This window comes from Micromonospora humidisoli (assembly GCF_016900955.1).
GTDB lineage: Bacteria > Actinomycetota > Actinomycetes > Mycobacteriales > Micromonosporaceae > Micromonospora > Micromonospora wenchangensis.
The window spans coordinates 873,769-899,592 of sequence record NZ_JAFEUO010000002.1 but is presented as its reverse complement, the minus strand read 5'-3'; the positions used below and the strand labels follow the sequence as shown (position 1 = coordinate 899,592).

At 74.6% G+C, this 25,824-nt stretch carries 23 protein-coding genes; 10 read left to right on the top strand and 13 right to left on the bottom strand.

Annotated features, from left to right (window positions below; all coding sequences use genetic code 11):
• Nucleotides 1–164: 164 nt before the first annotated feature.
• From JQN84_RS09540 to lysX, 6 genes are all read right to left on the bottom strand, one after another.
• On the bottom strand, nt 165–1,601 hold the full coding sequence (locus tag JQN84_RS09540; RefSeq protein ID WP_204957969.1) for a carbohydrate-binding protein: 1,437 nt from the start codon (nt 1,599–1,601) through the stop codon (nt 165–167).
• A gap of 76 nt (nt 1,602–1,677) precedes the next feature.
• Nucleotides 1,678–2,409: a YidC/Oxa1 family membrane protein insertase gene (locus tag JQN84_RS09535; RefSeq protein ID WP_204957968.1), complete on the bottom strand. Its 732-nt coding sequence runs from the start codon at nt 2,407–2,409 to the stop codon at nt 1,678–1,680.
• 127 nt (nt 2,410–2,536) lie between these two features.
• Complete coding sequence (locus JQN84_RS09530) at nt 2,537–2,845, bottom strand: DUF6412 domain-containing protein (protein ID WP_307821117.1); 309 nt, start codon at nt 2,843–2,845, stop codon at nt 2,537–2,539.
• 10 nt (nt 2,846–2,855) lie between these two features.
• The gene (locus JQN84_RS09525; RefSeq protein WP_204957967.1) at nt 2,856–3,686 is read right to left on the bottom strand and encodes an alpha/beta fold hydrolase; all 831 of its coding nucleotides are present in this window, start codon (nt 3,684–3,686) and stop codon (nt 2,856–2,858) included.
• On the bottom strand, nt 3,683–4,384 hold the full coding sequence (locus tag JQN84_RS09520; protein ID WP_204957966.1) for a DUF998 domain-containing protein: 702 nt from the start codon (nt 4,382–4,384) through the stop codon (nt 3,683–3,685). Before JQN84_RS09520 ends, JQN84_RS09525 begins: the two co-directional genes overlap by 4 nt.
• A complete protein-coding gene (gene lysX, locus JQN84_RS09515; protein ID WP_307821115.1) occupies nt 4,381–7,743 on the bottom strand; it encodes a bifunctional lysylphosphatidylglycerol synthetase/lysine--tRNA ligase LysX in 3,363 nt (1,120 codons plus the stop codon). The genes JQN84_RS09520 and lysX overlap by 4 nt, the downstream gene beginning before the upstream one ends.
• 203 nt (nt 7,744–7,946) lie before the next feature.
• Here lysX and JQN84_RS09510 point away from each other — a divergent pair, with 203 nt between their 5' ends.
• The 5 genes from JQN84_RS09510 to JQN84_RS09490 all read left to right on the top strand — a co-directional run bounded on the left by JQN84_RS09510 (nt 7,947) and on the right by JQN84_RS09490 (nt 12,635).
• The gene (locus JQN84_RS09510; protein WP_204957964.1) at nt 7,947–9,086 is read left to right on the top strand and encodes a carboxylate-amine ligase; all 1,140 of its coding nucleotides are present in this window, start codon (nt 7,947–7,949) and stop codon (nt 9,084–9,086) included.
• Nucleotides 9,079–9,279, top strand: a complete 201-nt coding sequence (locus JQN84_RS09505) for a hypothetical protein (RefSeq protein WP_204957963.1) — start codon at nt 9,079–9,081, stop codon at nt 9,277–9,279. The genes JQN84_RS09510 and JQN84_RS09505 overlap by 8 nt, the downstream gene beginning before the upstream one ends.
• A complete protein-coding gene (locus tag JQN84_RS09500; protein WP_204957962.1) occupies nt 9,276–10,646 on the top strand; it encodes an FAD-dependent oxidoreductase in 1,371 nt (456 codons plus the stop codon). The genes JQN84_RS09505 and JQN84_RS09500 overlap by 4 nt, the downstream gene beginning before the upstream one ends.
• A gap of 83 nt (nt 10,647–10,729) precedes the next feature.
• On the top strand, nt 10,730–11,677 hold the full coding sequence (locus JQN84_RS09495) for a PDDEXK family nuclease (protein ID WP_204957961.1): 948 nt from the start codon (nt 10,730–10,732) through the stop codon (nt 11,675–11,677).
• A gap of 91 nt (nt 11,678–11,768) precedes the next feature.
• Nucleotides 11,769–12,635, top strand: a complete 867-nt coding sequence (locus tag JQN84_RS09490; RefSeq protein ID WP_204957960.1) for an aminoglycoside phosphotransferase family protein — start codon at nt 11,769–11,771, stop codon at nt 12,633–12,635.
• Nucleotides 12,636–12,711: 76 nt separating this feature from the next.
• Here JQN84_RS09490 and JQN84_RS09485 read toward each other — a convergent pair whose 3' ends face one another.
• Nucleotides 12,712–13,518 (bottom strand): Fpg/Nei family DNA glycosylase, encoded by an 807-nt coding sequence (locus JQN84_RS09485; RefSeq protein WP_204957959.1) that lies wholly within the window; start codon nt 13,516–13,518, stop codon nt 12,712–12,714.
• Between the two features lie 369 nt (nt 13,519–13,887).
• Between JQN84_RS09485 and JQN84_RS09480 the strand changes: the two genes are divergently transcribed.
• Nucleotides 13,888–14,136, top strand: a complete 249-nt coding sequence (locus JQN84_RS09480; protein WP_204957958.1) for a hypothetical protein — start codon at nt 13,888–13,890, stop codon at nt 14,134–14,136.
• Between the two features lie 72 nt (nt 14,137–14,208).
• Here the strand turns inward: JQN84_RS09480 and JQN84_RS09475 are convergent, their stop codons facing one another.
• From JQN84_RS09475 to JQN84_RS09465, 3 genes are all read right to left on the bottom strand, one after another.
• Complete coding sequence (locus tag JQN84_RS09475) at nt 14,209–14,937, bottom strand: hypothetical protein (protein WP_204957957.1); 729 nt, start codon at nt 14,935–14,937, stop codon at nt 14,209–14,211.
• A gap of 76 nt (nt 14,938–15,013) precedes the next feature.
• Nucleotides 15,014–15,739, bottom strand: coding sequence for a TIGR02391 family protein (locus JQN84_RS09470; RefSeq protein WP_204957956.1), 726 nt, complete (start codon nt 15,737–15,739; stop codon nt 15,014–15,016).
• 79 nt (nt 15,740–15,818) lie between these two features.
• Nucleotides 15,819–16,349 (bottom strand): hypothetical protein, encoded by a 531-nt coding sequence (locus JQN84_RS09465; RefSeq protein WP_204957955.1) that lies wholly within the window; start codon nt 16,347–16,349, stop codon nt 15,819–15,821.
• Between the two features lie 175 nt (nt 16,350–16,524).
• Here JQN84_RS09465 and JQN84_RS09460 point away from each other — a divergent pair, with 175 nt between their 5' ends.
• The 4 genes from JQN84_RS09460 (at nt 16,525) to rocD (ending at nt 20,173) form a co-directional block, all read left to right on the top strand.
• Nucleotides 16,525–16,758 (top strand): GntR family transcriptional regulator, encoded by a 234-nt coding sequence (locus JQN84_RS09460; protein WP_067315389.1) that lies wholly within the window; start codon nt 16,525–16,527, stop codon nt 16,756–16,758.
• 202 nt (nt 16,759–16,960) lie between these two features.
• Entirely contained in the window at nt 16,961–17,791 is an 831-nt protein-coding gene (locus JQN84_RS09455; protein ID WP_204957954.1) for a DMT family transporter, read from the top strand.
• A gap of 355 nt (nt 17,792–18,146) precedes the next feature.
• Nucleotides 18,147–18,962: a dimethylargininase gene (gene ddaH / locus JQN84_RS09450; protein WP_204958212.1), complete on the top strand. Its 816-nt coding sequence runs from the start codon at nt 18,147–18,149 to the stop codon at nt 18,960–18,962.
• Nucleotides 18,959–20,173, top strand: a complete 1,215-nt coding sequence (gene rocD / locus JQN84_RS09445) for an ornithine--oxo-acid transaminase (RefSeq protein ID WP_204957953.1) — start codon at nt 18,959–18,961, stop codon at nt 20,171–20,173. The genes ddaH and rocD overlap by 4 nt, the downstream gene beginning before the upstream one ends.
• A 94-nt stretch (nt 20,174–20,267) precedes the next feature.
• Here the strand turns inward: rocD and JQN84_RS09440 are convergent, their stop codons facing one another.
• The 3 genes from JQN84_RS09440 to cutA form a co-directional block, all read right to left on the bottom strand.
• Complete coding sequence (locus JQN84_RS09440) at nt 20,268–21,419, bottom strand: FHA domain-containing protein (RefSeq protein ID WP_204957952.1); 1,152 nt, start codon at nt 21,417–21,419, stop codon at nt 20,268–20,270.
• A 114-nt stretch (nt 21,420–21,533) separates the two neighbouring features.
• Nucleotides 21,534–25,442 (bottom strand): SCO7613 C-terminal domain-containing membrane protein, encoded by a 3,909-nt coding sequence (locus JQN84_RS09435; protein ID WP_204957951.1) that lies wholly within the window; start codon nt 25,440–25,442, stop codon nt 21,534–21,536.
• A gap of 48 nt (nt 25,443–25,490) precedes the next feature.
• Nucleotides 25,491–25,811: a divalent-cation tolerance protein CutA gene (cutA, locus tag JQN84_RS09430; protein ID WP_204957950.1), complete on the bottom strand. Its 321-nt coding sequence runs from the start codon at nt 25,809–25,811 to the stop codon at nt 25,491–25,493.
• Nucleotides 25,812–25,824: the final 13 nt, after the last annotated feature.

Below are 25,824 nucleotides of genomic sequence, written 5' to 3'. Positions count from 1 at the left end.
GTCCGGTACGCGGGCCGGTGGACGCGGTCCGGGGGTGGGACCGCCGGGACGACATCCACCGTCGTCCACGTCCGCGCCTATTATTAGGACTCTTAACTGTTAATGTCCAGAGCCCACCGACGCGGGGCCCGCGCCACACCGGCACGGACCCCCGCGCGGACCGCTCAGCGGCGGAAGGTGAACCAGTTGACGTTGACGAAGTCGGCCGACTGACCACTGCTGAAGGTGAGGTAGACGGTGTGCCGCCCGGTCACCGCCGACACGTTGCCCGGCACCGACCGCCAGCTCTGCCAGCCGCCGGTGTTGGCCACGGCGAAGCTGCCGATCGGGGTGGCGGTCGGGCTGTCCACCCGCACCTCGACCAGGCCGCTCACCCCGCCCGCCGCGCCGGAGGCCACCCGGGCCAGGAAGTCGCGCGGGCCGCTGCTGCCGAAGTCCACGTTGTCGTAGCGGGCCCAGTCACCGTTGCGCAGCGCGGCGATGTTCTGCCCGCCCTCGGCACAGGTCTCGACGGCCACCCCGTTCTGCCCGGAGAACGCCTCGGCCTGGATCGTCGAGTAGGCGTCCACGGTGCCCGACGGCGGCGGCGTGGTCGGGGCCGGCGTGGTGGGGGTCGGCGTCGGGGTGGAGCCACCGCCCCGGCGGTAGACCGCCACGTAGTCGACCAGCATCGGCCGGCCGGAGACGGTCGAGCCGGTCGGCGTGACGGCACCGGCCACCCCGTCCGGGAAGGAGCCGCCCATCGCCACGTTGAGCAGCAGGAAGTAACCGCCGTGGCCGGTCATCTGCGCCCAGTAGGTGGCCCCGACCTGGGTCTGGGTGACGGTGTGGAACAGCTGGCCGTCGACGTACCAGCGCAGTTGCTGCGGGCTGACCGAGGTGTCCCACTCGGTGCGGTAGGTGTGGAAGGCGGCCTGGCAGGCGCTGCCGGGGCAGACCCGGGTCGCGCCCAGCCCGCTGAACTCGTTGCACGGGCCGCCGGGGGCGACCCCGCAGTGCAGCGCGCCCCAGACCTGGTTGAGCCCGTTGACGTTCTCCATCACGTCGATCTCGCCGATGCCCGGCCAGTTCTGGTAGTTACCCCGGTACGGCGAGCCGAGTGCCCAGAACGCCGGCCAGTAGCCGGCCGCCTGGGCGCCGGTGACGTTGGGCATCTGGATCCGCCCCTCGATCGCCAGCACCCCGCCCGACGGGGGCTTGAAGTCGGTGCGGACCGTCTCGATCCGGGCCGAGGTCCACCGGCCACCGGAGTCGCGCAGCGGGGTGATCCGCAGGTTGCCGGACCCGTCGTGGGCCAGGTTGGCGGTGCTGCCGGTGTACGTCTGGATCTCGCCGGTGCCCCAGTTGGCCGGGCCACCCGGGTAGCTGGTGCCGGTGTCGACGATCCAGTTGGCCGAGGACGGCAGGGTGCCGGCCGCGCCGGTGAAGTCGTCGCTCCACATCAGGCTCCACCCCGACGGCGGCGTCGGGACGGCGGCCTGGGCGGCGACCGAGACGCCGGTCAGCGCGGTGGCAGCGGCGAGCGTGACCGCCAGGGCGAGCCGGCGGCGGGGCCGGCGCGGGGCGGTGGGGGCGACCGGAGCCGCCGGGACAGCGTTCATCGGGATGCCTCTCTGGGGGGACGGGAGCAAGAGAGCGCTCTCTGAGCGGTTTTCTACGCTCCCGCCCCACCACTTGTCAACGCTCGTCGATGGCGTCGACCGGCACGGGTTGCGGTCGACGCAGCAGCACGTGCTCGGCCACCGTCCACCCGGTCGTGGTGACCAGGTAGAGCACCGCCGCCAACGGCACCACCAGCGCCAGCAGCACCGTGCCGTACGGCAGCAGCGGCAGCACCCGGGCCAGCAGCGCCGCCCCCGGCTGGTCGGCCGGGACGGCGGCCGACGCCGCCGCCCGCCGGGACAGCACCGTGGCCAGACCGGCCAGGGCCGCCAGCAGCACCCCGAACACCAGCAGCACCGACGGGGTCAGCCCGTCGCCCAGGTGCCAGCCCAGCGGCACCCCGGCCAGCCGCGCGTCGAGCAGCCCGACCGCACCGTCACCGGTGCCGAACAGCCGGTACATGACCAGGAAGAACGGTGCCTGGAGCAGCGCCGGCAGGCACCCCGCCACCGGCGACGCCCCGGCCGCGCGGTAGAGCGCGAACAGCTCCGCCTGCAACGTCGCCGGATCGCCCGCGTACCGCTGCCGGAGCTGGCGCAGCTGCGGGGCGAGCGCCGCGCGACGCCGCTCCGCACGGACCTGGGCGACGGTGAGCGGTGAGATCAACAGCCTGACGGCGATGGTGAACAGCACGATCGCGGCGGCGGTGGCGGCCCCGCCGGCCAGCGGCGTCAGCAGCCCGGCGAGCCAGCCGACGGCGGAACCCGCGGCGGCAGCCGCGTCGTGCACAGGTGAGAAGGCGAGCATGGGGAACCCCTCGGTCCGATTCCGGAGGTCCGCACGGGACGGCGACCGGCCGCCGGTCAGGGCGGTCGGGGCGGTCCACCGTGGGACGGATGACGACGGAACCGGTCGGGGCCTGCGGCGCGCGGGATCAGCCCGCGACCGGTGACCACCCGACCGGGAGGGAACCCCCGGGTGCCCGGGGGCGGGGTCGGCCCGCCGCGTCCGGATCGACCTGCCGGGGTACGCGTCGACGCCGGGCCCGGTCGCGTAACCCGGCCGCCCGCCGCCCCGTGCCGGGGCCGGAGGCCGGCCGGGAACGGGTGGTCAGCAGGGTGACGAGCAGCAACGCGGCCACCACCGCCGCACCCGCCAGCAGGTCACCCGGCCGGTCCGCGAGCAGGGTCAGCCCGACGAGCGCGTACGCCCACAGACCCGTCACCACCCGCAGCCCCGACACGCCCGCCAGCCTAGGACCCGCTGTCACGTCGGACCGCCGCGACGGCCTCGACCACCGTCTGCGGCCGGTCCACGTGCAGCAGGTGCCGGGCGTCCCGGAACACCTCCTGCCGGCCGGCGGGGAAGCTCGCCGCCAGCGCCGCGTGTCCGGCCCGCCACGCCGTCCGACCGGCCGGGGTGGGCACGTCGCCGAGCGCGGTCAACACCCGCACCGGCAGCGTCGGCGCCGCCGTCACCGCCCGCAACGCCACCAGCTCCGCCGCCACCGCCGGGTGCGCCATCACCTGCACCAACGCCCCGACCAGCACCGATCCGCGGCCGTACGCCGCCGCAGCGGCCGGGTCGGGCGGGCGGACGCTCATCCGGCGCACCGCCCGACGCCAGGCACCCGGGCCGTACCGGCGGGCCAGACCGGACCGGTCGAGCGCCCCGGCCAACACCGACGCCCCGGCCGCCACCGTGCCGGCCGTCCACGCCGACCACCACCGCCACCGGGCCGCCCCGGCCGGGTCCACCAGGCTCGGGTCCACCAGCACCAGCCCGGCGAGCCGCCCCGGATACCGCCTGGCGTACGCCTCGGCGGGCAACGCCGCCGCCGAGTGCGCCACCAGCACCGGCCGGTCCAGCCCGGTCACCGCCGCGTCGAGGCGGGCCAGTTCGGCGGTGAGGGTGGGCATCCGGGCGTCGTCCGGCCGGTCCAGCCGGCGCACCAGGTAGCCGGCGGCGGTCAGCGGCGGGACCAGCCGGTCCCAGGTCGCCGCCCCCTCCCCCAGCCCCGGGCAGAGCAGCACCCCCGGCCCGCCGGCCCGCGACCCCGGGTCGGGGGTGGGCGGGCCGGTCACCGCTGACGCTCCGGGCCGGGGCCCCACCGGGCGACGGCGGCGGTGAGCAGCAGCCAGCCGGACAGGCCGGCGAGCTGGACCCGCTGCCACAGGCCCAGCCCCCACTCGGGGTGCAGGGTGGCGACCAGCGTGCCGACCGTGCCGACCGCCAGCACCACCGCCACCGAAAGCCCCGCCCGGCGGCGGGCCGGACCGCGCAGCACGGCGAGGACCGCCACCGCGCTGAGCAGTGCGCCGGCCACCGCCACCGAGGAGGTGACCGTGTGCGCCTGGTGCCGCCAGGACAGCTCGCCCAGCTCCTCCAGCCGGGCGCAGCGGTCATCGATCGAGGGGGCACAGTCCATCGAGGTCCACCCGCCGTCGACGGCGGTGGCCACACCGAACACCAGCAACCCCCACCAGGCCGGCCGGGGCACCTCCCGGGCCACCCGGGCCAGCAGCAACCCGGCCGCCGTCGCGCAGAGCCCGGTCGTCACGTCGCCGAGCTGGAAGACCAGGTGGTACGGCTGGTCACGGGCGGCCAGCTCGCTGAGGTAACTCCGCACCGGCCGCAGCCCCGGGTTGAGCACCGGGGCGAGCAGCCAGGAGGCGTAACAGACCGCCGCCGCCACCAACGCCACCGCCGCCCCGGTCCGGGCGGCCCGGTGTCCGCCGGCCCCACGGGCCGCCGGGTCCGGATCACGGTGCGGGCGGGTCACGACGACTCGCGGACCATCGGGAACGGCAGCGTCTCCCGGATGGATCTGCCGGTCAGCAGCATCACCAACCGGTCGACCCCCAACCCCAGGCCACCGGTCGGCGGCATCGCGTACTCCAGCGCGGTGAGGAAGTCCTCGTCCAGCTCCATCGCCTCCGGGTCACCGCCGGCCGCCTTGAGCGACTGGACGGTCAACCGCCGCCGCTGCTCGGTCGGGTCGACCAGCTCCGAGTACGCGGTGCCCAGCTCCATCCCGAACGCCACCAGGTCCCACCGTTCGGCCAGCCGGGGATCGGCCCGGTGCTGGCGGGTCAACGGGGAGACCTCGGTGGGGAAGTCCAGGTAGAACGTGGGCACGTCGGTACGCGCCTCGACCAGCCGCTCGTACAGCTCCAGCAGCAGCTCGGCGCGTTCCCACCCCGGGTCGTACGGCACTCGGGCCGCGTCGGCGCGACGGCGCAGGGTGGCGGCGTCGGTGTCGACGGTCACCTCCTCGCCCAGCGCCTCGGAGACCGCCTCGTGCACCGTACGCACCGGCCACGGCCCGCCGATGTCGACCAGCTCACCGGTGCCCGGTCGACGGGCCAGCGGAGCCCCGTGCACCGCCACCGCCGCCGCGACGATCAGCTCCCGGGCCAGCTCCCGCATGTCGTGGTAGTCGGCGTACGCCTGGTACGCCTCCAGCACGGTGAACTCCGGGTTGTGGCTGAAGTCGACGCCCTCGTTGCGGAACACCCGGCCCAGCTCGTACACCCGCTCGACGCCGCCCACGGCGAGCCGCTTGAGATACAGCTCGGGGGCGATCCGCAGGGTCAACCGCAGGTCGTAGGCGTTGCTGTGGGTGACGAACGGGCGGGCGTTGGCGCCCCCGTGCACCCGTTGCAGGATCGGCGTCTCCACCTCCAGGAAGTCCCGCTCCACCAGGGTCCGCCGGAGGCTGGTCAGGGTGGCGCTGCGGGCGCGCAGCAGGTCCCGGGCCTGCGGGCTGGTCGCCAGGTCCAGGTAGCGGCGGCGGACCCGCGCCTCCGGGTCGGCCAGGCCGTGGTGCTTGTCGGGCAGCGGGCGCAGGCACTTGGCGGTGAGCCGCCAGTCGGCCACCCGGACGGACACCTCGCCGCGCCGGGTGGCGTACACCTCGCCGGTCGCGCCGACGTGGTCGCCGATGTCGACGGTCGCCCGCCACCGGTCCAGCTCCTTCTCCAGCACCAGTTGCAGGTCGCCGCTGCCGTCACGGACGGTGACGAAGCAGATCCGGCCGTGGTCGCGGACCAGCAGCACCCGCCCGGCCACCGCGACGGTCTCCCCGGTACCGGTGTCCGGGGCCAGCCCGGCGTGCCGGGCCCGCACCGCCGCGCACCCGTCGGTACGCGGCCACCCCACCGGGTACGGATCGACGCCCTGCGCCCGCAGCCGGTCCAGCTTCGCCCGCCGGACCCGCACCTGCTCGGGCTGCTGCCCGTGCGCCGGCTCCGGGCTGACCGCGTGCACGGTGGCCGCGTCCGGTGGCACGAACCCCACCCCGCCACCGGCCGGAGGTGCCCCGTGCAGCGGGGACGGCCGGCCGCCGGGCAACGCGACGAAGCCCTCCGCGACGGCGGCGGCCAACCCGACCCGGGCCAACTCCCGCCGCTCGCCGAAGCACAGGTACCGGGGCGTCCAGTGCGGCTGGTACTTGGCGTTGGACAGGTACAACGACTCCAACTGCCACCAGCGGGAGAAGAACAGCAGCGTACGCCGCCACAGCCGGATCACCGGGCCGGCGCCGATCCGGGCGCCCTGCTCGAACACCGACCGGAACACGGCGAAGTTCAGCGACACCCGTTCGACGCCCAGCCGGGGGGCCGTGCCGAGCAGCGAGGCCACCATGAACTCGGTGACCCCGTTCTCGGCGGTGCGGTCCCGACGCATCAGGTCCAGCGACAGCCCGTTGCCACCCCACGGGCTCAGCGACAGCAGCGCCCGTACCCGGCCGGTGTCGTCGCGGGCCTCGACCAGCACGCAGTCGCCGTCGGCCGGGTCGCCGAGCCGGCCCAGCGCCATCGAGAAGCCGCGTTCGTGTTCGGTGTCCCGCCAGCGGGTGGCCAGCGCGGCGAGGGCGGCCAGTTCGTCCGGCGGGATGTCGGCGTGCCGGCGTACCCCGGCGGTGTAACCGGCCCGCTCGACCCGGTGCACCGCCTGCCGGACCGGCCGCATGTCCCGCCCGCCCAGGTCGAACTCCCGGGCCAGCAGGATCGCCTCGTCGCCCAGTTGCAGCACCTTCAGCCCGTGCCGGTGGTAGGCGCGCGCGCCGGCCTCGCTGGCCCCCATCACCGCCGGGGTCCAGGCGTACTCCCGGGCCTGGTCCAGCCACGCCGTGATGGCCGGGCCCCACGCCTCCGGGTCGCCGACCGGGTCGCCGCTGGCCAGGCTCACCCCGTTGACCACCCGGTAGGTCAGCGCCGCCTTCCCGCTGGCCGAGAAGATCGCCGCCTTGTCCCGCCGGGTGGCGAAGTAGCCGAGCGAGTCCTGGTCGCCGTAGCGGGCCAGCAGTCCCCGGATCCGCTGCTCCTCGTCGGGGTGCAGCACGGCGGCGGCGCGCTGGGAGCGCAGCAGGGTGAACAGGCCGGCCAGGAAGGCGACCGCGCCCATCCCGCCGAGCAGCAGGTTGACCCAGCCGGGGGCCTGACCCTGCCGGGTGACGTCCAGGGTGATCGCGCCGCCGAAGACCTTCTCGATGGCGTACCCGACCCGGTCCAGCCAGCTGTGCAGGCTGCCGGGCACGGCGGTGAGCAGCAGGTAGCCCAGCCCGACGGCCGCCGTGGCGAGGCCGAAGAACACCCCGAGGGCGCGTCGGGTGCTGCCGCTGCGCACCCGGGCGTAGAACTCCCGCCGGGCGGCCCGCAGCAGCGCCAGCGCGACGGCGGCGAAGCCGATGCCCACCCAGACGCCGACGGTCTCGACCAGGCTGAACAGCCGTCGGCCGGCGTCGTCGGTGAGCTGGTCCGCGCCGACGGTCACCAGCAGCAGGCCGGTCAGCACGCCGACGACCAGGCTGAGGATGAAGTAGACGACCAGCACCCAGTACGCCAGCCGCTTGTGCCGCAGCACCGCCGCGGCGAGGGTGCCGAGGAACACCGCGTACGCCAGGTTGGCCGGGGCCGGCACCAGCAGCGTGTCGATGGTGGTCCGGATCGGCTGGAACTCGGCGTTGGCCGCGCTGCTGACCGCCGCCAGCGCGCAGATCGCGGCGATGAACCACAGCAGCGCCGCGAACGTCCGGGGCACCTGCCGCCGCCAGTCCCGCCCGGGTGGCCGGGCCGGACGGCCGGGCCGCCGCGCCGGGGTCGGGGGCGTCACCCGGGGCGTCGTCGTCGGGGTCACCTGGCCTCCCTCACGCTCCCGCCCCGACCCGCTCCAGGTCGGGGCGGGGGTGCGGCACGGCACCGGTCGGCGGGACCGGGTCATGGTAAGCATCCGGCGCGATGACGCGCCGTGTCGCGTTTTCTCCGCCGGACACCGCGGGTAATGGGCGGACAGCACCGCGGCGCTCCCGCCGCGGCGGGACGGGACGGACGGTGATGGCGATGACCAGTGGGGTGGCGGCCGGGGCGGTGGCCCCGGAGCGGACCGGGCCCGACCGGCTCACGGTGGGCGTGGAGGAGGAGTTCCTCCTGGTCGATCCGCACACCGGTGCCGCGGTGCCCGCCGTCGACCTGGTCATGGAGCAGGTGCCGGCCGAGCTGCGCGGGCAGGTGGAGCGGGAGTTCCAGACCAGCCAGATCGAGATCGGCAGCCCGCCCGGGTTGGACCTGGGCTCGATCCGGCACTCGCTGGGCGTGCTGCGCGGCGCGCTGGCCGACGCCGCCGAGCGGGCCGGCGTCCGGGTGCTGGCGATCGGCACCGGGCCGGTGGCGGGACCGGTGCCGCCGGTGGTGGACAAGCCACGCTTCGACCGGATGATCGACCGGTTCCGGCTGCTGGTGCCCGGCCCCGGCAACAACGGCATGCACGTGCACGTGGGCGTGCCCGACCCGGACACCGGCGTGCAGGTGCTCAACCACATCCGGCCGTGGCTGCCGGTGCTGCACGCGATGACCACCAACTCGCCCTTCTCCGAGGGGGTAGACACCGGCTACGCGAGTTGGCGGTCCGTCGAGTGGGAACGCTGGCCGTCGGTCGCGCCCACCCCCTACCTGGAGTCGTACGAGCACTACGAGCGGCTGATCAGGCAGTTGATCGCCAGCGGGGTGATGCTCGACGAGGGGATGCTCTACTGGTACGCCCGGCTGTCGGCGAAGTACCCGACGGTGGAGGTCCGCATCGGTGACGTCTGCCCGTCGGTGGACGACGCGGTGCTGGTGGCGGGGCTGGTGCGGGCGCTGGTCGCCACCGCCATGGACGACGTGGCGGCGGGCCGCCCACCGGTGAACACCGACCACCACCTGCTGGTCGCCGCGCACTGGCGGGCCGCCCACGACGGGTTGGAGGGCGACGGCGTCGACCTGGCCAACGGCGAACTGCGCCCGGCGTGGGAGCTGGTCGACCGACTGGTCGAACGGGTCCGCCCGGCGCTTGAGGCGCACGACGACCTGGCCGAGGTGACCGAACTGCTGGCCACGCTGCGCCGGCACGGCACCGGGGCGGCCCGGCAGCGGGCCGTGTTCGCCCGCTCGGGCCGGCTGGAGGACGTGGTCGCCGAGGTCGCCCGGCAGACCCGTGGCTGACCGGCCCGACGCCGGCCGGCCGGTCGACGGCCGGCGGGCCACCCACCGGGCCGCCACCCACCGGGCCGCCACCCACCGGGCCGCCACCCGCCGGGCCGCCACCCGCCGGGCCGCCACCCGCCGGGCCGCCGCCGCCCGGCCTGCCGCTGGCCGGCCCGGGGGCGGCCGGCGCGTGGAAGACTGGGCGTCGTGACGGAGCGGCTGATCGTGGTCGGTGGGGACGCCGCCGGGATGGCGGCGGCGTCCCAGGCCCGTCGCCGCCGGGGCGTCGACGACCTGGAGATCGTGGCGTTCGAGCGGGGACACTTCACGTCGTACTCGGCGTGCGGCATCCCGTACTGGATCAGTGGGCTGGTGCAGGAGCGGGACGCGTTGATCGCCCGCGACCCGGCCACCTTCCGGGACGACTTCGCCATCGACGTACGGCTGCGCACCGAGGTCACCGGCATCGACCTCGACCGCCGCGAGGTCACCGCCCGCCGGCTCGACGACGGCGGCGAGGTCCGCGAACGCTTCGACACCCTGATGTACGCCACCGGCTCGGTGCCCAACCAGCCCGACTGGGCGGGCGACGACGTCGACGGCATCTTCGGCATCCAGACCCTGGACGACGCGGCGGCGCTGCGGGAATGGCTGGACGCCGACCCGACGCCGACCCGGGCGGTGGTGGTCGGCGGCGGCTACATCGGGGTGGAGATGGCCGAGGCGCTGATCCAACGCGGGCTCGCCGTCACCCTGGTCGAACGGGCCGAGCAGCCGATGGCCACCGTCGACGAGGACATGGCCGGCCTGGTCGCCGAGGCGATGCGCGGGCTGGGCGTCGAGATCCGTACCGGCGTCACGGTCAGCGGGGTCGAGCAGCGCGACGGGCGGGTGTCCGCGGTGGTCACCTCCGCCGGCCCGGTGCCGGCCGACGTCGTGGTCCTCGGCCTGGGCGTACGCCCCAACACCGCGCTCGCCGCCGCCGCCGGCCTCCCGCTGGGCGCGTCCGGCGGGGTACGGGTGGACCGGCGGATGCGGGTGGCCGGGGTGCCCGGCGTCTGGGCGGCCGGCGACTGCGTGGAGACCCTGCACCGGGTCACCGGCATGTCGGTGCACATCCCGCTCGGCACCCACGCCAACAAGCAGGGCCGGGTCGCCGGGATCAACATCGGCGGCGGGTACGCCACCTTCCCCGGGGTGATCGGCACCGCCGTGACGAAGGTGTGCGACCTGGAGGTGGGGCGTACCGGGCTGCGGGAGCGGGACGCCATGGCGGCCGGGTTCGAGTTCGTCTCGGTGATCGCCGAGTCGACCAACCGGGCCGGCTACTACCCGGGGGCCCAGTCGATGACGGTCAAGCTGATCGCCGAACGGCCCACCGGTCGGCTGCTCGGCGCGCAGATCGTCGGCCGTTCCGAGGCGGCGAAACGGATCGACGCGCTGGCCGTGGCGCTGTGGAACGAGATGACGGTGGACGAGATGACCGCCCTCGACCTCGGCTACGCCCCGCCGTACGCGCCGGTGTGGGACCCGGTGCTGATCGCCGCCCGCAAGGCCGTCGACGCCCTCGGCCGCTGAAGCCCCGTCCCGGCGGCGCATTGTGGAGAGTTGTTGTCGCCCTGGCGACAACAACTCTCCACAATGCGTGGTCTGCTCGTCCGATGCGGATGCCTGGCGACGATGCCGCCGCCCTCGACTGGTTGATCTTCACGCAGGCCGGGGTGGTGAGCTGGGCACAGGCCACCGCCGAACTCACCCCTTCCCGGGTCCGCCACCTGCTGGCCACCGGTCGGTGGGAGCGGGTGTGCCGGGGCATCCTGCGGGTCGGCGGTGGCCCGGTGACCGTCGACCAGGCACGCTGGGTGGCGGTGCTGGCCGCCGGTGCCGACGCCGTCCTGGCCGGTCTCGTGGCGGCCCAGGCGGGGGGCCTGCGCGGGCGGTGGCGGCACGAGGCGGTGGACGTGCTGATCCCGTACCAACGGCAGGCCCCCGACCTGCTGCGCCGGCTGCCGCTCGGCATGCCGGCGGTGCGGGTACGACGGACCCGGCACCTGGGCGACGAGGACCGGCAACGGGGGCGGCCGGACCGCACCACGATGGCCCGCTCGCTGATCGACGCGGCTCAGTGGATGCGCAGCGACGACGACGCCCAGGCGGTGCTGGCGGCCGGCTGCCAGCAGCGCCGGGTCACCCCCGGGGAACTCGACGCGGTGGCCCGTCGGCTGCCCCGCCTGCGCCGGTCGACTCTGATCCGGCACACCGTCGCCGACCTGGCCGGCGGCGCGGAGGCGCTGTCCGAGATCGACCTGGTCCGGCTCTGTCGCCGGTACGGGCTGCCCCGGCCCGAGTTGCAGGAACGGCGACTCGACGCCGACGGGCGGACCCGCTACCTGGACGCCTACTGGCGGCGGTGGGGGCTACACGTCGAGGTCGACGGGGCACACCACATGGACGTCCGGCACTGGGCGGCGGACCTGCGCCGGCAGAACGGGGTGTGGATCTCCGGGGACCGGATCCTGCGGTTCACCGCGTTCGACGTCCGCCACCGCCCCGACGAGGTGGCGGCCCAGCTCCGCGCCGCCCTCACCGCCGCCGGCTGGCACCCCTGACCAGCCCCGGCGCATCCGGTCGTCGCGTTCTGTGTGGAGAGTTGTTGTCGCCAGGGCAGCAACAACTCTCCACGGTCGCCACAATGGGGCGGTGGAGATTCCGGCCGGGTTGTCGTGGGTGCGGCAGACGCCGGAGGGGCGGGAGTGGCTGGCCACCCTGCCCCGGTGGCGGGACGAGTGCGCGCGGCAGTGGTCGCTGCGGCTCGGGCCGCCCTACCCGTACGCGTTCGCCTCGCTGGCGATGCCTGCCGACCTGCCCGACGGCACCCCGGCGGTGCTGAAGTTGCAGTATCCGGCCCCGGACAGCCGGCACGAGGCCGACGCGTTGGCGCACTGGGACGGCGAGGCGGCGGTCCGGCTGCTCGCCCACGACCCGCAGCGGCGGGCGCTGCTGGTGGAGCGGTGCCGGCCCGGTTCACCCCTGCACGAGGTGCCCGCCGACGAGGCGGTGGACGTGGTGGCCGGCCTGCTGCCCCGGCTGTGGCGGCGGCCGGCCGGGCCGTTCATCCCGCTCGCCGAGGAGGCGACGGGCTGGCGGCACCGGCTGCCCGAGCAGTGGGACCGGGCCGGCCGGCCGTACGGGCGGCGGCTGGTCGACGCGGCCCTCGACCAGCTCGACCGGCTGGTCGACACCCAGGGCGAGCAGGTGCTGGTCAATCAGGACCTGCACGCCGGCAACGTGCTGCGGGCCACCCGCGAACCGTGGCTGGTGATCGACCCTAAGCCGCTGCTGGGTGAGCGGGAGTTCGCGGTGGTGCCGATCGTGCGCGGCGTCGAGCTGGGACACTCCCCGCAGGCGGTACGGCGTCGGCTGGATCGGGTCACCGGTGCGCTCGGCCTGGACCGGGACCGGGTGGCCGGCTGGACGGTCGCGCACTGCCTGGCCTGGAGCCTGGACGGCGACACGGTCTTCCCCAACCAGGTCGAGGTGGCCCGCTGGCTGGTCGACGGCGCGTAGGTGCCCCCGCCGGCACGGCCGGGCGGGCAAGTGCGGCAGGTGGCGGTACCGGCCGGTGGGCAGGGCCCACCCACGCTCAGCGTTGGCAGGTGGGGCACCAGTAGAGGTTGCGGCCGGCCAGCTCGCCCCGGCTGACCGGGCCGCCGCAGACGTGGCAGGGCGCGCCGGCGCGGCGGTAGACGTACACCTCGCCGCCGTGCCGGTCGACCCGGGCGGGGCGGCCCATCGCCTCGGGCAGGTGGGCGTCGCGGACGGTGTCGATCCGGCCGCTGCCCACCGCCCTGGTCATCAGCGCCACCAGGTCGGCCCAGAGCGCCGTCCAGCCGGCCGGGGTGAGCTGCCGGCCGGGCAGCGTCGGCCGCAGGCCGGCCCGGAACAGCGCCTCGGTCACGAAGATCAGCCCGGTGCCGGCCACCACCGACTGGTCGAGCAGCAACGCGGCCAGCGGGGTCGGGCTGCGCCCGATCCGGGCGTACGCGCGGTCGGGGTCGGCGTCGGCGCGCAGCGGGTCCGGGCCGAGCCGGTCGCGCAGCGCCGCCACCTCGGGCGGGGTGAGCAGGTCACAGGCGGTGGGTCCGCGCAGCTCCAGCCAGTGCCGGTCGCTGGCCAGCCGCAACCGGACCTGCCCCACCGGTACGGGCGGCTCGCCGTCCCCGTCGGTGAACCTGCCGTACAGGCCCAGGTGGACGTGCAGGATGCGCTCGTCGGCGTAGTGGTGCAGCAGGTGCTTGCCGTACGCCTCGGTGCCGTCCAGGACGCTGCCGGAGATCAGCGCGGCACCCTCGGTGAAGCGGCCCTGTGGGCTGCTGGCGGTGACCTTGTCGCCAGCGAACAGCTCGGCGTGCCGGGCCGCGAGGCGGTGGATGGTGTGTCCCTCTGGCACGGGTACCAAGCATAGACACCAGCGGTCAGACATGCCGACTCGCCTGCGAGAACGTCACCGCCGTCAACCGGTGGCTAGACCTGGTATCTCGTGCCAATGCGGGGCCGATGTGGGCGGGTTCGAGGATGGGTCCACTTCCCTCGCGCTCTTGGTTCGGCCAGGTAAGGCCAAGTACGCTCGGTGCCAGCAACACCCCGAGGCTCTGGGACTACCCTCGGCACGCTGACCTCCCCGCACGGCGGGACGGAGCAGCGGCATCCACGGCCGAGCCTGCGCCCGTTCAGCTGCCAGCGGCCAGACAGCGGGCGGCATCATTGACCTGGCCACCGAGCGCCGCAAGCGCCGGGCCGGGTAGTGAAGGAGGGGATCATGGGAGCAAGCCTGAAGCGCATCCGAGAGTCAATGGACGTGAAGCCCACGGCGAAGGACAAGGGGCTGATCCTGACCCTGCGCCTGGTCGCCTACGACAACGGCATCGTTGAGCTCGACGGCATCCCGGTAAGCCAACTACCCGACGATGAGGGCTGGCTTGCCGGGGCCGAGGTAGCACTCCAGACGATGGACGAGTTCCGGCGGCAGGTCGTACGCCGTAGGAATGCCGCGCAGGCTACCGAGTAGCGGTCGCGCGTAACGGGTCGATTCGGGGCCGCCGGCCTTGCCGGTGGGGCGGCCCCGAGTCGTGGAGCCCCCTCACCCGCCGGTGATGGCCTTGACGACCTCCGCCGTGCTCGCGGCCGTAGCGGCGATGGCCTCCGCTCCCTGCGCATGCTCGCCCAGCTTCCCCCACAGCCGGCTCAGCCAGCCGCCGACCTGGGCGCGCTCCTCGCTGTCCGGCTTGGTTGCCCGCACCGCGCCGAATGTCAAGGCGTCCAAAGCCTTCTCGACGTTGGCGTATCCACCAATGCGGACGCTGAGCAGTGCTGCCTCCACGCCCCTGAGCCGGTCCACCAGGAGCTCCTTGAGGTCTTCCGGTAGATCGCTGGCGACCACGGCATCGATGACGGATCTGACATCCTCCACGAGTTGGTTGGAGGAGTCCTCGGAGAGAGTGGGCTCCGAGTGGCCGTTGCGCCGCAACGCTCGCGCGCAGACGCCAACGCTGTAAATCATCTCTCCTGTTACTTGATCGACGAAGTGATTCATATGGACATTGCCGACGTACAAGAGTCCATCAACAACGTTGCGGATCTGGGGAAGAAATGCCAGAAGATGATCCGGGTCCTCATCCTCCGGTAGAGCTCGGACCTCTGCCTCCATCTGATCAACAAGCCTGGCCAAGTCGGCTGAGCTCTGAAGCACGCCGAGACGGTCAGGCACGCCAAAGATCTCCATCCAGACCTCGATGGCGGCCCTCTTGGGCTGTTGCCTCACCTGTTCCAGGATCGCTGCCAGCCTGCTTGCCGAGTTGCCTGTCGCCACGCTCGAACCCTCTCGTTCAATCCCGACAGCGGAGTCTACGGCGGTGGAGCGTGCACCGACGCACAGAAGGCGAGGACTACTCGGCTGCCTCCTGCAGGATGTCCCCGTGCTCGTACCGGAGCTGCGTCAGCAGCAGACTCCCCAGACCGAGTACGCCGAGGGCGTACCGCTTGGCGTCGTCCCGCGTCTGGATCCGGTGACGGTCCACATTGCTGAGCGCCTGGGCGAAGCCCATCCCGAGGTACCGCCAGCCCTCCCGCTCGCTAGCCTGTCGGCCGAGCCGGTAGTCGCTGGCGTCGTCGAAAACCTTCAGGTAGAGAGCCTTGCCGACCAGGTTGTTGTCACTCCGATCCTGCGGGTTACCCGCCCACGTCCGGACGTGGTTCTCAACAAAGATCGCCGTCTGGCTGGCGACCTTGCCCCACTCGCCGTCTTCCACCTCGGTCTTGACGTGCGCCCATAGTTCGGGGTCGTACGCGTGTTCGTCCACCGGCTCGTCGCCGCCGATCAACTTCAGTTCGTAGATGGCGGCTTCGATGACCCCCTGTGCTTCCGAGATGCCCGCCCGAAAGGATTGGTCATGTTCGCCCTGCGACATGCCATCGTAGATGACCCACGGCGAGTAGCTGATCTTCCCGAACCGCTCTACCTGCCCACTCGTTGCCCCGAAGGCTCGCGAGAGCACCGCTCGGACCCTATTTTCCCATGAGGTGAACCCTCTTCCGAAGTCGTTGGAGCGAGTGAAGGTTCCCGCCTCTTCTTTGAGCTTCGTCAGTTCCTCGATGGCAACAGCAGGCCGCATGGACGCGAGCCTACTTCTCCCCTGCGACATAGACCCCGCGCCCCGGCTGCCCGGTTCGGGCGGCCCCCTACCGGGTGGACTACGCCCAGCGCCCCCCGTTTCGTCCCGCCCTGGCCATGTCGAGCAGATTGGCCAGCCGGTACCGCAGGACCCGCGACTGCCCGACCGACAGGACCAGGCTCGTTGCCGCGCCGCCCTCCACGCTCGTCAAGCGCACCGTCGGCTCGGCAGCCGGGTGAAGGGCCTGCACCAGGGCCACGCCGACGATGAATGCTTCTGGTCGGTTGGTGTCCGAGCGGAGGATGCGGGAACGGTGCCGACCCCGACGTTCGCAGTCGTCCCGGTTGCACCAGTGCGGGTGCGTCAGGTCGGCCGGAGCGCCGCCAAGGGCACCGGTCGGGTAGACGAACACGTCACCGCAGGACCGTTTCATGTCCGGTGCCATACCCGTCACGTGGGCCGCCAGACCGGCTCGGGCGACCGCTGCGCTGGCGCGGACGGTGTGCGCCGCGCAGGTGTACGCACAGGCGTCCAAGGAGCCGGGCGTGTACAGCTCGATCCGGACCGTCGCAGGGTCTCCGCAGGTGGGCAGGGTAGGTAGGGTGCTCATGGTCGCCTCCTAGCTCGGCGATCAAGGCCCCCGGCCAGCGGCGCAATCGCTGGTCGGGGGCCGCCTTCGTGCGGGGCACGACAAATGTACAGTCCATGTACGTCTAGTTTCTAGACGTCTATAGGCTGGACATCCCCGAACACGTATAGATCCTGTGCGTGTTTACGCTCCGCCCATGACGAGCCCGCTGAACAACGTGCCGCTCTACCGGCAGTTGGCGGACGTGCTCGCCAGGGAGATCGAAGAGGGCAAGCTGCGCCCCGGCCAGCCGTTGCCCAGCGAACTGCACCTGCAGCAGACGTACGGCGTCGCCCGGGGAACCGTCCGGATGGCAATGCGTGAGCTGCGCGAACGCGGCCTGGTCGTCACCGTTCACGCCCGAGGAACGTTCGTCGCCGACAGGACTTAGCCCGCACGGGCGAACCTGCCCGACGTGACGGGTCCGGGTGGGCCGGTCGAGGTCGCCGCCCACCGGGCTCACACCGCCACCGCCAAGCACGCACCCCCCGACGGTCGGCGTGTGGTCGATCGACGCACGGGGTACGTACCGGTCGTTCCCGCGTGGCGGCCACCGACCCTTCCGAGGCTGCACGCATCGACAAGGAGGTGTGGTGGTGAACGTTCCTTCGCTCCTGCGGCGTCGTACGGCGCAGGACAGCAACGGCGACGGGGTGGTCGACGCGCGCGACGGCCAGCCGGTGGTGACGGACCGGGACGGCGACCGGACGACGTACCGCAGCGGGTCGCCGACCGCCGACGGCCAGCGCGATGCCGACCTGCCGCGGCGCACCGCCGAGGGCCGGGCTGCCACCGACGGCGACGCGGAGCAGCGGGCGGCGGAGCGCGCCGCGCTGGCGCGGGCGGCGACCGCCCGCAGCGCCGTCGACGGCACCCGCAGCGCCGCCGCCGCCCGGTCGACGACCGTCGACGACGAGCCGCGCACGCCGACCGACCCGATGCGGGTCCCCGACCCCGCGCCGCGTCCGGTGCCGGACCGGCCGGTCGACCGGGACCGGACGCCCGTCGCGCCGACCCCGCCCGCCGACACCCGCCCCGCCGACCGGGACCGGGTGACCACCGACGAGGCCCGCCCGGAGCCGCCGGTGGTGGCCGGACCGAAGCCGAGGACCAGCCTGCTCGCCACCCTCGGCCTGATCGTCTCGGTGGTGGGTGCGGCGTTCGTGCTCACCGGCACCCTGGCCGGGTACGGCATCGCCCTCGGCGCGCTCGGCGCGGTCTTCGCGGTGCTGGGCCTGGTCGCGACCCGGCGGCGGCACGTGGCCGGCACCACTGACGCGTTGCTCGGCGTGCTGGTCGGCCTGACCGCGGTGGTGCTGGGCGTGCTCGCCTTCACCGGCCAGTTCGACTGGCCGACCACCGACGGCGACTGGGTGGCCCGGTTCCGGGAGTGGCTTGACTCACAGTTTGTGGACCGGTTCTGAGGGCACATTTGATCTCGCCGGCGGTTCGCCGGCGATGTTGGACCAGCCGGCTCGCCGGCACCGCCCGACCAGCTCTGGTGGTTCACCAGCCGGGCACCCACTCGTTCGGGGGCAGCGGTTCGCCGCCACCGATGCGCACAGGGGCCGTCACCTCCCGCCGGGGTGGCGGCCCCTTCGCGGTTCGCCCTCACGCAACGGATCGCCGTCGCGGTCGGGTCACACGCAACGAACCACCGCCGGACGCACGGTTCGGCGGTGGTTGTCGTACGGCCGGGCCGCATACCGTTGAGCCACGGCGCCAGCCCGTGGGCCACGGAGGCCGGGCGCGCCCGACCCCGGGAGCAGGACAATGACGATGGACGCCACCAGCCAGCGCTTCCTGATGTGCCGGCCGACGTACTTCGCCGTCGACTACGCCATCAACCCGTGGATGGACCCGACCGCGCCGGTCGACACCGCCCTGGCGGTCCGGCAGTGGGAGCAGCTCCGCCGCACCTACCTCGACCTCGGCCACACCGTCGAGCTGATCGACCCGGTCCCCGGCCTGCCGGACATGGTCTTCGCCGCCAACGGTGGCACGGTCATCGGCGACCGGGCGATGGCCGTGCAGTTCCGCGACCCGCAGCGCGCCGACGAGGCCCCCGCCTACCGGGCCTGGTTCGAGGCCGCCGGCTTCGAGGTGTACGACCCGAAGCACGTCAACGAGGGCGAGGGCGACGTGCTGCTGGTCGGCGACCACCTGCTCGCCGGCACCGGGTTCCGCACCGCGCACCCCTCGCACGCCCAGTTGCAGGAGGTCTTCGGCTACCCCGTGGTCACCCTGCAACTGGTCGACCCGCGCTTCTACCACCTGGACACCGCGCTGACCGTCCTCGACGAGCGGACCGTGGCGTACCTGCCGGAGGCGTTCTCCCCCGGCAGCCGGGCGGTGCTGCGCCGACTCTTCCCGGACGCGGTCCACGCCACCATGGCCGACGCGGAGGTGCTCGGCCTCAACGCGGTCGGCGACGGCCGGCACGTGGTGCTCCCCGCACAGGCCACCGGGCTGGCCGCGCAGCTGCGCGACCGGGGCTACCAGACCATCGGTGTCGACCTGTCCGAGCTGCGCAAGGCCGGCGGCGGACCGAAGTGCTGCACGTTGCGACTCCGTCAGGGAAAGGCGAGCCAGTGATCGAGGACATGCTGCGGACCCCGTCCGCCGTGCGGGACGCGGAGCGGTACACCGCGCACAACTACCACCCGCTGCCGGTGGTGATCTCGTCGGCCGAGGGCGCCTGGCTCACCGATGTGGACGGTCGCCGCTACCTGGACTGCCTGGCCGGCTATTCGGCGCTGAACTTCGGCCACCGGCACCCGACCCTGGTCCGGGCCGCCCACGAGCAGCTCGACCGGCTCACCCTCACCAGCCGGGCGTTCATCCACGACCAGTTCGCCGACTTCTGCCGGGAGTTGGCCGCGCTCTGCGGCAAGGACCTGGTGCTGCCGATGAACACCGGTGCGGAGGCGGTGGAGACCGGCATCAAGGTGGCCCGCAAGTGGGGCTACCAGGTCAAGAAGGTCACCCCCGGGCAGGCGAACATTATCGTCGCCGACGGGAACTTCCACGGCCGGACGACCACCATCGTCAGCTTCTCCACCGACGACGACGCCCGCGCCGACTTCGGGCCGTACACGCCCGGGTTCACCGTGGTGCCCTACGGCGACCTGGCGGCGCTGGAGGCGGCGATCGACGAGAACACCGTCGCCGTGCTGCTGGAGCCGATCCAGGGCGAGCAGGGCGTGGTCCTGCCGCCGGAGGGCTACCTGCCTGGCGTACGCCGGGTCTGCACCGACCGGAACGTGCTGTTCATCGCCGACGAGATCCAGTCCGGCCTGGGCCGGACCGGGCGCACCTTCGCCTGCGACCACGAGGGCGTCGTACCGGACATGTACCTGCTGGGCAAGGCGCTCGGCGGCGGCATCGTGCCGGTCTCCGCGGTCGCCGCGGACGCCGACGTGCTCGGGGTGCTCCGGCCGGGCCAGCACGGCTCGACCTTCGGCGGCAACCCGCTCGCCTGCGCGGTCGCCACCGAGGTGGTCCGGCTGCTGGCCACCGGCGAGTTCCAGCGCCGCTCCGCCGAGCTGGGCGAGCGGCTGCGCGCCGGGCTGGAGGGTCTGCTCGGCAGCGGGCTGGTGGCGGTACGGGTGCGCGGGCTGTGGGCGGGTGTCGACATCGACCCGGCGCTGATGACCGGACGGCAGGCGTGCGAGCGACTGATGGACCGGGGCGTGCTGGCCAAGGACACCCACGGTTCGACCATCCGGCTGGCCCCGCCGCTGGTGATCACCTCCGACGAGATCGACCACGCGGTGGCACAGGTCGCCGCGGTGCTGGCCGGCTGAGCCTCGTGGGCACGGCGGGCGTCGGGGTCGACGCCCGCCGTGCCGGCCGCCGGTCGCGGTGAGCCGGTGACCGGCCGGTCCGGGCGACCACCGCTCAGTTGCGCGGCAGCCGCATCGCCATGGTGGGTGCCTCGGCCATCACCGACGTCGGGGTGAACGCCGCACCGGTGGGCAGTTCCCGGGCCCGGCCCACCTGCACCCCCGGGTACAGCTCCACCATGTCCGCGCCGCCGAGCACCCGGGACTGCTTCGGGGCCAGCGGGACGCGGTCGGCCTCGGTCATCGAGCCGTTCGGCCGGATGCCGGAGCCGTTGGTGCTGACGTCGGTGACGATGACCTCGCCGACGCGCAGCTCGAACCGGACGTGCGCCCGGCTGATCCAGCGCCGCGCCTCGTCGTTGAGCCACTGCCCGAGCATCACGCCCCCGGTCTCCTCGGGGGCCCGGCCGACCGTCACCGGCTCGTCCTCGGTGAGGACGAAACGGCGGCGGATCAGGCCACCGATCCGGATCGCCAGCACCTCGCTGCGCGGGCGCGGCCCGGCGTCGGAGAGCCGGGCACCGTGCCGGGGGCAGGTCGGCACGCCGTGGCGCAGGGCCGGCGGCGGCTGACCGGCCGGGGCGCGGTCCACCCGGGCCAGGTCGGCGAACGCCCCACCGCCCCCGCCACCGCCGAACAGCGCGCAGCCCGGCTCCGGGCAGCGCCACCTGCGGGCCAGCAGTTGCCCGCCGACCGGGGACCGGTCGCCCTCGACCGGGGTGTGCCCGCCGCCGACGTGTGCGACGAACGCCGGGCCGCCCGCGCCGGGCACCGGGGCGACGACCCGCCCCGGCTGTTCCACCAGCCACGGGAACCGGCCGCGCAGGCCGTCGAAGCGGACCCGGCTGACCACCGGCAGACCGAGCAGGTCGGCCACCTCCAGCATCCGGTCACCCGGGTTGTCGAGCACCTCGACCAGGCCGTCGTCGGCCCAGCGGCGGACCACCATCCGTTCGTTCGAGGTGAGGTCGGCGTCGGAGAGCAGCGCCCGGTGCACGATCGCGTAGACCGGGACACTGTCCTCGGCCAGCTCGCGGGAGAGCGCGTCGATCACCATGCCGAGCCGCAGCAGGCTGGCCGGGCGGCCACCGTCGAGATCCTGGTAGCGGATCACCTCGGCCAGGTCGAGTACGGCTCGGGCCAGGGACGGGTCGGTGCAGACCCGCCCCTCGATGGCGTCCAGCACCTTGCTGATCTCGAATCTCATCGCGCGCTCCGGAGGATGTCGTCGATCGGCCGGGCCGCCACCACCGGGCCCGGTCGGCGCCTGCCCGCCGGGGTGAACAGGCGCTGCCCTGGCACGACCCTACCGGTGCCCGGGTCAGCCCATCCGGCCCACCGCCGCGCGCAGCCGGGCCACGTCGCGCCGACGCCGCTCGTAGGTGGCGGCGAGGGTGATCAACGCCAGCCCGCCGACGGCCAGGTAGATCCAGCGGGGCAGCAGGTCCCAGCCCCGGACCAGTTCGTGCAGCGCGAGCAGGACGAGGGCACCCCCGCCGAGCACCACCGGCGCCTGCCAGCGGCGGACCGCGCCGACCAGCACCACGGCCAGGGCGGCACCGCCCAGCAGCAGCCGTCGCCACGGCTGCGGGTCGGCGGCCACCAGCACCGACACCAGGCTGGGCAGCAGAGCCGCGGCGAGCCCGGGGCCGAGGGCGAGCCAGCTGGTCAACCCGGGTCGGGCGCGCAGCGCGAGCAGGCCGGCCACCAGGGTCAACCCGGCCGCCGGCAGGGTGTACGCCTCCAGCAGCACCACCTCGCCGCTGATCAGCAGCAGCCACGCCCCGAGCAGTTCACTGCCGCCGGCCACTGCCCCGAACGCCCACCGCCGGCCGGCCGACTGGCCCGGGTACAGCACCCGCAGTGCGGCGGCGGCCCCCCAGAGCACGCAGATCACCGCCGCGTACCGGATCGCGCCGACGGTGAGCAGCAGGGCGAGCACGGCCACCGCCTGCGCGGCAACCTCCAGCGCCCGTACGGTGAACGAGCCGCGCCGGGCCAGCGCGGGTGCTCCGAGGAGCACCGCCACCGCCACCCCGAGCACCGGGAAACCGGCGGTACGCAGCGGCAGGTCGGCGGCCAGCGGCGCGGTGAGCGCGAACCCGGTGGCCGCCGCGACGGCGGTCAGGAAGCCCAGCAGCCGTACCTCGGCCCGCCTGCCGATCGCGCCGACCACCGCCGCCGCGACCACCAGCAGGGCGAGCCCGGCCAGCGTGCCGGCCCGGGTGGCGAGCAGCCCGACCAGGCCGGCGACCGTCCACAGCAGACCGATCGGGGTGGTCACCGGCACCAGGAGCGCCCGGCCACCCCGGTGGGCCGGTGTCGGTGCGGCCCCGGGAACTGCCGGGGCGGCCCCGTGGGGAACGCCCCCGTCCGAAACGCCCCCGCCCGAAACGGCCACGCCCGGGGCGGCCACGCCCGGCACGGCCACGCCCGGGGCGGCCACGCCCGGCACGGCCACGCCCGGGGCGGCCACGCCCAAAGCGCCCCCGCCCGAAACGGCCACGCCCGGGGCGGTGGGCCGGGGCGGGCCGGTGAGCGTGGCGGCGAGCAGGGCGGCCATCCCGACGAGCAGCACCGCCGCCGGCACCACCGGCCAGGGGGCGGCCACGCCGATCAGCAGCACGGGCAGCGCCGCCGCCCCGAACGGCAGCGCGGCGACGGCCGCCCCGGACCGATCACCGGTGTGCCGGCGGACGACCAGCGCGGCCGTACCGGCCAGGACCAGCAGCGCCGCCCCGACCACGAGGGCCCCGGGCGGCCCGTCCCCGGTCGGCACCCCCGACCAGGGCCGCACCGGCCCGCCGTAGGGGGCGACGAGCGCGGCCAGGGTCACCGGCGCGGCGGCGACCAGCGCCAGGCCGGCCAGCACCGCACCGACCACCCGGCCGGGAGTGACCAACGCGGTCCGCCGGTCGGCCGGCACCAGCGCGACGACCGCGAGCGCCGCATAGAGCGCGAGCGGCTCCCCACCGGGTACGACGGTCGGCGCGACCACGGCGGCGAGCGCCAGGGCGAGCGCGGTGCCGGCGTACCCGTCGAGGTCGGGGCGGCGGCGACGCAGCGCGAGCAGCGGGACCAGCAGCAGCACGGCGGCGGCGAATCCGGCCCGCAGTTGCCACCAGGGTGGTGCCCCGGCGGCCCGCAGCGCGACCGAAGCGCCGGCCGGCACGGTGAGCAGCGCGACCGTCAGCGCGATCCCGGCGACCCGGCCCGCGACGTCGCTCGCCGGGCGGCCGGGCAGCGCCACCGCCAGCCCGGCGACCAGCACCACCCCGAGCGCCACCAGCATCCCGACCGGGGCGGCCGAGGCCACCAGCAGGCCGTGCCCGAGCAGCACCGCGGCCCCCGCCGCGCCGACCAGCACGGTCGGGGCGCGCCGGCCGCGCAGCACCGCGACCGGCAGCAGCGCCGCCCCGACGACCAGGTCGACGGCGAGGGTGGCCGGCCACGGGGTGACCGTCACCGCCGGCAGTGCCGCAGCCGTGACCACCACCGCCAGCAGTACGGTCACCGGGCGGGCCGCCCTCGGCAGCAGCAGGAGGCCGGCACCGGCGGTGAGCAGGACGACGAGCGGCAACTGCCAGCCCCAGGCGAGATCGGGCCCGGCGGCGGCGCCCTGCCAGGCGGGCAGTGACCGGTCCACCGCGAGCGCCGCCACGGCACCGGTGGCCAGCACGACGACCTGGGCCGCGCCGCCCGCGACCAAGAGTGCGCCGACCCGGGGGCCGGTACGGTGCCGAAGCGGCAGCAGCCGGACGGCACCGGCCAGGGCGGCGGCCACCAGGCCGACGGCGAGCAGCAGGAACCCGGCCCGCAGTTCCGCGACCGGCCGCAGCACCGCGACGGCCAGCAGCGGCACCAGCAGCCCGACGGTGATCTGCCGGAACACCGCTGCTGCGGCGACCCGGGCCGCACCGGCCAGGACCAGGCCGACGAGGAGCAGCGGCAGACCGGCGAGCAGCGGCAGACCGGCGGCACGGCCCAGCGCCAACGGCACCAGGGCGCAGCTCGCGGCGACGGTCGACGCGGCACCGAAGCCGAGCCAGCCGAGCAGCAGTCCGGCGAACACGGCACCGGACGGCCCGGCGACCGGCCCCCCGCCGGCCGCCGGACCCCCGTCCGCCGGGGCGGTGGTGGTGCCCGACCCCCCGGCGGGCACCACCACCCCTCCCCCCGGACCCGCGACGGCCACGGCCGCTGCGGGTGACGCCGCTGCGGCCGGAACCGCAGCGGCGGGATCAGGCCCGGCCGGGGCCGGGGAGCGGCGGCGCAGCACGACCACCACCGCGAGGTCGAGCAGCGCCACCCCGAGGAAGGTCAGCGTCCAGCCGGTCGCCCCCGGACGGGACTGCGCCACCGTGAGCGGCAGCACCGGCTGGACCACGAGCAGCGCCGCGAACCACGGCACGGTGAGCCGGCTGAGCAGGGCGTACCCGGCGGCGATCCCGGCGCTGACGCCGGCGACCAGGGCGGCGTAGCGGGTGCCCGGCCAGTCGGCGCTGCCGAGCAGGTTCACCGACCAGGCGGCGTACCCGTCGAGGATCACCAGCAGCAGACCGACGGCGGCGAACGTCTCGGCGGTGCCGCGCAGGCCACGCCACTTCGCCACCAGCGGCACCGCCAGGGCGAGCGCGGTGAACGCGGCCAGGATCAGCGCCCGGCCGGCCACCCCCACGGTGGCCCAGGCGACGGCGGTGAAGACCACCGCCGCGGTGCCGAGCAGCAGGCCACCAAGGACGAACAGCAGCCACTGGATGGTTCTGGTGGACGTCTCCGGGCGACCCGGAACGTCCGGCCCGGCCGGCGGCACCGGACCGGCGAACGCGCCAGGGGGTACCGGCGTCCCCGGGCGCACCGGCGGCGCGACCGGACCGGCCGGCACGGTGGGAAGGGCGGCCGGCGCGGCGGGACGGGCGGCCGGCGGGGCGGGAGGCGCGGCCGGCGCGGGTGGGTGGACCGCCGCGCCGACCGGGACCGGCGCGGGGATCTCCCGTCGGATGCGGGCCGCCAACTCCGCCCGTCGACGCTGCGTCGCGAGCAGCCGGGAGCCGAGCCCCTGGTACACCTGCCGGGCCTGCTCGACCTCCCGGCCGAGGGCGGCGATCTCCCGGTCCAACCGGACCACCTCGGCGGCGGGCGGGTACGGCCCGAGCCCGCAGCCGGCGCACCCACGGGTCAGCTCGGCGGGCGCTCCGCAGCGGGGGCAGGGGTAACCGGTGTTCTGCACCCGGCCATCCTGCCGGTGGGCCGCAACCGGAGGCCAGAGTGCCCGTACCTAGGTACGGGTGTTCTCGTTCACCCAGGCGGCGTACGCCGGGTCGCCGCACTGGGCCTGGGTGACCAGGATCTCGGGCACCTCGTACGGATGGCTGGCCCGGATCTGGGCGACCAGCGCCACGGCCCGGTCGGGGGCGGTCTTGAACTGCACCGACCATTCGGTGCTGGTCTCCACCCCGGCCCGCCACCAGTACGTGCTGTCGACCTGACCGCCGACCTGGGCGCAGGCGGCCAGTCGCCCGGCCACCGCGGCGGCCGCCATCAGGTCCGCGGCGGAGCGCGAGTCCACCACCGTCGTCACCACGCAGATCTGGTCCACCTGCGCACCTTAC